Origin of the sequence: Zafaria cholistanensis (assembly GCF_008580665.1) — a bacterium.
Taxonomy (GTDB): domain Bacteria; phylum Actinomycetota; class Actinomycetes; order Actinomycetales; family Micrococcaceae; genus Zafaria; species Zafaria cholistanensis.
The window spans coordinates 1-1,856 of sequence record NZ_BKDJ01000033.1; the positions used below are offsets into that span (position 1 = coordinate 1).

Below are 1,856 nucleotides of genomic sequence, written 5' to 3' on the forward strand. Positions count from 1 at the left end.
TGCTCACCTTGGCCTTGATCCACTCGGGCTTGCGCTCGATGGGGGTGGCGGAGTTGCGCTGCTCGATGCGCAACAGGCGGCGGCCGTCAGGGGCCAGGCTCATGGAAGGACTCCTTCAAAAGTGGTGTCCCGGCAGCAGGGGCTGCCGGGACAGGGGGGCATCGGAGCTGGAGGTCCCGGGGCGGGAGTTCAGCATTCGACGACGTTGACGGCCAGCCCGCCGCGGGCGGTTTCCTTGTACTTGTCATTCATGTCGCGGCCGGTCTCGCGCATGGTGATGATGACCTCGTCCAGGGACACGCGGTGCCGGCCGTCGCCCATCAGCGCCATCTTTGCGGCGTTGATGGCCTTCGCGGCGGCGATGGCGTTGCGTTCGATGCAGGGGACCTGGACCAGCCCGCCAATCGGATCGCAGGTCAGGCCAAGGTTGTGTTCCATAGCGATCTCGGCGGCATTCTCCACCTGCTCCGGCGTGCCGCCCAGGATCTCGGCCAGCCCGGCCGCGGCCATGGAGGACGCGGAGCCTACCTCGCCCTGGCACCCGACCTCGGCCCCGGAGATCGAGGCCTGCTCCTTATAGAGCACGCCAACGGCCGCGGCCGCGAGCAGGAACCGCGCCACGACATCCTCCTGCTCCGCCCGGCTGCGGGAAACGGCACCGGGGGCATAGTGCGTGGCGTAGAACAGCACGGCCGGGATGATGCCCGCCGCCCCGTTGGTGGGGGCGGTGACCACCCGGCCGCCGGAGGCGTTCTCCTCGTTCACCGCCAGCGCCACCAGGTTTACCCACTCCTGCCAAAACACCGGATCGCGGTGCGGATCCTGCCCGCTCAGCCGCGCATGCCAGGCAGGTGCCCGGCGGCGCACTCCCAGTCCTCCGGGCAATTCCCCGGTGCGGGCCAGCGCGGAGTTCTTGCACGCCTCCATCACGTCCCACAGGTGCACCAGGCCGGCGCGGATCTGTTCCCCGGTGCGGACGGCGAGTTCATTGGCGTGCATCACGGCGCTGATGGGAAGGCCCGTGGCACGGCAGTGCCCGAGCAGCTCTGCCGCGGTGCGGAACGGGTAGGGCTGGACGGACAGTGCTGATTCGAGCCGATCCCGGACCGTGTCCTCACCGCCCTCGCGGACGACGAACCCGCCACCCACCGAGAACCAGGTTTGCGCCTCCAGCTCCTCCCCGTTTCCGCCCAAGGCCGCGAACCGCATCCCGTTGGTGTGCGTGGGCAGCACCGTCAGCGGGTGCAGGACCATGTCCCGCACCCCGTAGGGCAGGTCCGGCCCACCCGGGGGCGCGGGGGTCGGTCCGGCCATTGCCGGGGCCTCCAGCTGGGCTCCCAGCCGCAGGAGCCCGGTCGCCTCGATACGGCCCAGGGCCTCCTCCGCGTCGGCCGGCAGCACGGTTTCCGGGTCAAAGCCCTCCAGCCCCAGCAGCACCGCGGTGAACGTGCCGTGGCCGTGGCCGGTCGCTGCAAGGGACCCGTAGAGGTCCACCCGCAGTCCTTCCACCGCGCCGAGCAGGCCGGCGTGGGCTAGATGGGCCGTAAAGCTCCGGGCGGCCCGCATCGGTCCCACCGTGTGGGAGCTGGACGGGCCGATGCCGACCTTGAACAAGTCGAAGACACTGATGGCCATGGGTATTGCCTCGATTCGCGGTGGGCCCACGGTGCGTGGGCGGGCTGCAGGGGGTGGCTGGCTGCTGCCGGGGGAGCGGGGCCGCCCGGCAGGGCGGGGATTCTACTTCTGGCGTTTGTAGAAGGGCAGGGCGACGACCTCGAAGGGCTCGGCCCTGCCGCGCAGGTCCACGTCCAGCACGGTGCCGGGCCCGGCGTGGGCGGCCTCGACGTAGGCCAGCG

At 70.7% G+C, this 1,856-nt stretch carries 2 protein-coding genes and 1 pseudogene; all 3 read right to left on the reverse strand.

Annotation, left to right across the window (positions count from 1 at the left end; all coding sequences use genetic code 11):
• Positions 1-103, reverse strand: a pseudogene (locus NCCP_RS15380) (lipoyl synthase); the annotation flags it as partial.
• Positions 104-189: 86 nt separating this feature from the next.
• Positions 190-1,635 (reverse strand): L-serine ammonia-lyase, encoded by a 1,446-nt coding sequence (locus NCCP_RS14760; protein WP_149958045.1) that lies wholly within the window; start codon positions 1,633-1,635, stop codon positions 190-192.
• Between the two features lie 102 nt (positions 1,636-1,737).
• Positions 1,738-1,856, reverse strand: a 119-nt coding sequence (locus tag NCCP_RS14765) for a glycine cleavage T C-terminal barrel domain-containing protein (protein ID WP_308655516.1), incomplete at its 5' end; no start/stop codon positions are given.

Bases quoted from the DNA above. Each gene is read 5' to 3' on its own strand.
- NCCP_RS14760 (WP_149958045.1), bottom strand. From the start codon at position 1,635: ATGGCCATCAGTGTCTTCGACTTGTTCAAGGTCGGCATCGGCCCGTCC.